A 3893-nucleotide genomic window follows, 5' to 3' on the forward strand; every position below is an offset into this window, starting at 1 on the left:
ATTCTTCCACAGACATCTGGCGTAAGCTCAACACATTCTTAATGGCTTTGGCTAGCTTGATAGAACGGACCTGTTCTTTGTATTCTTCCAGGTCTATGCTTACTCTTAAGAAGCGAGACTTTGTATGTCTGCGGTGGTTTCTCATAGTTGTATTTTATACTTAAGCGTATCTCAGTTATGGTACCAAATAAAAAAACAACTATAAAACAGCCTTTTTTTCTATTTAAAAGGCGGAAGCTTAGTTTCTGCCAATTGCTTTTGTGAAGAGTTATGAGGCAAATGAACAACTATTTGCGAAAAAAATTACCATATGCAAACGGACAGTTATGCAGCTGGACTGCTGCCAGTTAAGATAAAATACAACTCAACTTCATTGCCTACAATACGCTGTTGCAATTGACTCCCATTTGCCTTCATGTACTCCCGGCATAGTTGCAACCCAAGACCAGTTCCAGATTCATTAGCGGTGCCAATTGTATGCATCTGGCGTTTATCATCTTCCCCGCTCTCTATGGCATTTTTTGCAGCAATTGGATTTAAAACCACATTATGAACTGCAACTCTCAATCCCTTAGCTTGCCGTACAAGGTTTATAGATATCTTATTGTCCTCAGGTGAAAATTTAACAGCATTATCAATTAAATTTCTTAAAACAAGTCTCACTTGATTCTCATCGGCATATACGGTACTTTCATCATTTGCATTAAGCTCTAAAGTAATATTCTTCGACAGTGCAATTGGTTCATATACCAACATTAAAACCTCAGAAAGCTTTTTGAGATCAAATTCTGTAAATTGCACACTTACCTGCTTCATTTGATCTTTTGCCCAAAATAATAGATTATCAAGTGTAAGCCTCATCTGGTCTATATTTTTTCGGTTTGCGTTAAGCAACATTTTCAGTTCCTCAAAATTCAACATTCCCATATCCTTCAGTGAAAATATGCTTATCAAGCTATTAAATGGAGTTCTTAAATCGTGAGCAATAATTGAAAACAACTTATCCTTCACCCTATTCGATGATTCAAGCTCAACTATAGTTTCACTTAATTTTATGGTCCGTTCTTCAACTACATATTCAAGCCTTTGATTCTGGGTTTGTACAAGCTTCATAAGACTTTCTCTCGCCTCGCGTTCGTTGTTAATCAATATGCTGTAGCGGTCTCCTAACGCGAATGCCAGCAATAGCATTTCGATGGTTGTAGCAATTGGAAAAATCTGAAAAGTATAATCCCTTAATTCCAGTACACCGAATAGGTTTAAGTTCACAAGAATCACACCTGTTACCCTAAAAAGCCATGCAATAATATAAAACTTAGCAGGCCTGTGTCCTTTTCTCAATGACATTATTCCTGCTATCGCTAAGCCTACTGAAATGAAAAGCGCAGTATATTGTATCATAGAGGCCGCTACGCTTTTATACCCCAATAAGCTTACAGTCATCAAGGCAAATCCAAAACCCATCATGATATAATAAACTGGTTTTATACGAGGAATTAATACTTGCAGATTCAGGAATTTCCATGAAAACAAGATGCCCGACATTGATGACAATGCCAAAAAGAAATGGGGATATTTATATATTGTTGTTCTGAAATCGTAACCGAACAAATAACCATAGCCTCTTAAATACAATACTAAATAAACAAAGCCAGCAAGAAGGTACAGCCCATAAAAGAGGTACATTTTTTCGTGCAAACTGATGTATAAGAAAATATTAAACAGAAATAATGTTATCAGTACCCCAATGTGCGATGTAAGCCTCATGTGTTGCAAGTTTAATAGGCACCAGCATAAAATTATTTGTTTTAACCCGAAGATAGACTTCGTTTAAATCTTCAGCACCGGCTGTTTCGGGTAAAGAAAATATATAATTATTATTCGCAATAACACCTTTAGTTTCCTTACTAAGGCTACCAGAATTTATTACCTGCAGGTTACCATTACTGCCAATGATATAACAATCGACAAACTCAAGATTTGGCACATCAACTACAAGAAAGCTCCCTGAACCGGTATTGTTTTGATAAACTATCTTTATCCAAAAGGCGGATTTACTGTTACCAAAATTAAGTATACTTTCTTTGGATGATTTAAATTTACCTGCCCGATACAGGTCTTTAACATCTTTAAAGTTAAGTTTGCCTGTTGCATCTTCAAGATAGACTAATTTCTTACCAATATTAGTATAATCCTGTTGGTCAAGTTTAATTACATATTCTGTCGCATTCGAAGATAATGAAAGGGATAATAACAGGATTACAGTAAAAAATCGCATGAAGGGTTGGTTATTAGCCGCTAAATTATTTCAACATTCAGATGTAAAGAGAAATTCAAGAAAAAAGAAACAGTTAACAACTGTTAATTTTGCGACTTAAGTCCAGATATGCCGGTTACTGGCTCTTCTTCTTTATTTTTCCCCTTTTTTCCCTTCTTTTTCTTATTGTCTCCGTTTAAACGCTCCTCTTGTAACTTATCAAATTCAGCTATCTGATTCCCTTTTAAAATATTTTTAATATTATCATTTGTTTCATTTTGAAACTTATAAAATCTGGTTACATCTTCTTCCTTAGATGAGCCCGCCTGTTGCTTTTTCACAAGTTCCAGTTGCTGGCGATACATGTCAAATACGTAATTATATATCACACTTTTCTGAGTTGGACTCAGTTCTAACCTTTCATTCAGCTCATCTATATTTTTAACAGTCAATTCTTGAGCAGTTGGAATCTTTTTTTGTGCGTTTGCGAATGTATTAACACCTAGGCAAAACAATATTATTAAAATGTATGTTTTCATTTTTGGATTTCTAATGGTGCAATTTAAAATTTTTTTATCAAAATAACGTTTGCACTCATACCTAATATATTATATTAATTATGCGCTACCTGTTTACTTTCATTCTTTCGCTTTATTTTGTTTCAAATATTTTCGGACAATCAAGCCCTGGTTTAAAAATTTCACATTTAACCGGCGACTTTTATATTTTCACATCCTACAATTCGTATAAGGGGACTATTACCCCGGCCAATGGCATGTATGTAGTGACCAATGACGGGGTGATGATGATTGATGCTCCCTGGGACACCTCTCAATTCCAACCCCTACTCGATAGCATAAAAGTTAAACATAATAAGACGGTTAAAATTGAGATTGCCACGCATTCACATGAGGATAGAGCTGGAGGGTTAGATTTTTTAAAGAATAGTGGTGCTAAAACCTTTACAACTGATMAAACTGACAAAATTTTAAAAGAAAGCAATAAGAAACGAGCAGAATTTACTTTTAAAAGAGATACAACGATATCGCTTGGTCAATACGAGCTTCAAACATACTATGCAGGAGAAGGTCATACCAAAGACAACATTGTCGTTTGGTTTGAAAAAGAAAAAGTACTTTATGGGGGCTGCCTGGTGAAAAGTACAGATGCAAAAGACTTAGGCAATACCCAGGAGGCCAATCTTACCCAATGGGTGAAAACAATAAATAAGATTAAGCAAAAGTTTCCCAATCCAAGCTTTGTGATCACTGGTCATCAGAACTGGGATCATGTGGATGCGTTGGATCACACCTTAAATTTACTAACTAATAGTATGCAATAGAAATAAAAAAAGCCCTTTATCAAGATAAAGAGCTTTTTCTTACCAATTTTTTATAGTCTTCCAGTAAGGCAATATATTTTTCCATCCAATAATAAACTGATCCCGGATGATCTGATTGAATGTCATTCTTAAGTACCGTAAGGTCTTCCTGGAAACCAAAGCCATTGAGTTCACCTTCAAAATCATGTGAGAAATCATAATTTATGACCTTTCCGATTTCGAAAATCACATCTGTATGAAGTTTCTTTTGTCGAAACCAATTATACAAGGTTCGCCTGTTTACATGTAAACGCC

The 3893-nt window shown here is 35.3% G+C and carries 4 protein-coding genes and 1 pseudogene; 1 reads left to right on the plus strand and 4 read right to left on the minus strand.

Features of this window, described 5'->3' with window-relative positions:
• Window positions 1–324 precede the first annotated feature (324 nt).
• From AC1DDX_RS26735 to AC1DDX_RS26745, 3 genes are all read right to left on the minus strand, one after another.
• A complete protein-coding gene (locus AC1DDX_RS26735) occupies window positions 325–1767 on the minus strand; it encodes a sensor histidine kinase (protein ID WP_477622962.1) in 1443 nt (480 codons plus the stop codon).
• Window positions 1718–2278: a 7TMR-DISMED2 domain-containing protein gene (locus AC1DDX_RS26740; RefSeq protein WP_477622963.1), complete on the minus strand. Its 561-nt coding sequence runs from the start codon at window positions 2276–2278 to the stop codon at window positions 1718–1720. The genes AC1DDX_RS26735 and AC1DDX_RS26740 overlap by 50 nt, the downstream gene beginning before the upstream one ends.
• Before the next feature lie 83 nt (window positions 2279–2361).
• Entirely contained in the window at window positions 2362–2796 is a 435-nt protein-coding gene (locus AC1DDX_RS26745) for a hypothetical protein (protein WP_288883679.1), read from the minus strand.
• 80 nt (window positions 2797–2876) lie between these two features.
• Here AC1DDX_RS26745 and bla point away from each other — a divergent pair, with 80 nt between their 5' ends.
• Window positions 2877–3599, plus strand: a complete 723-nt coding sequence (bla, locus tag AC1DDX_RS26750; RefSeq protein WP_477622964.1) for a BlaB/IND/MUS family subclass B1 metallo-beta-lactamase — start codon at window positions 2877–2879, stop codon at window positions 3597–3599.
• 19 nt (window positions 3600–3618) lie between these two features.
• Here the strand turns inward: bla and AC1DDX_RS26755 are convergent.
• Window positions 3619–3893 (minus strand): annotated as a pseudogene (locus AC1DDX_RS26755) (hypothetical protein); the annotation flags it as partial.

Source organism: Pedobacter sp. 10L46_2 (genome assembly GCF_056395165.1).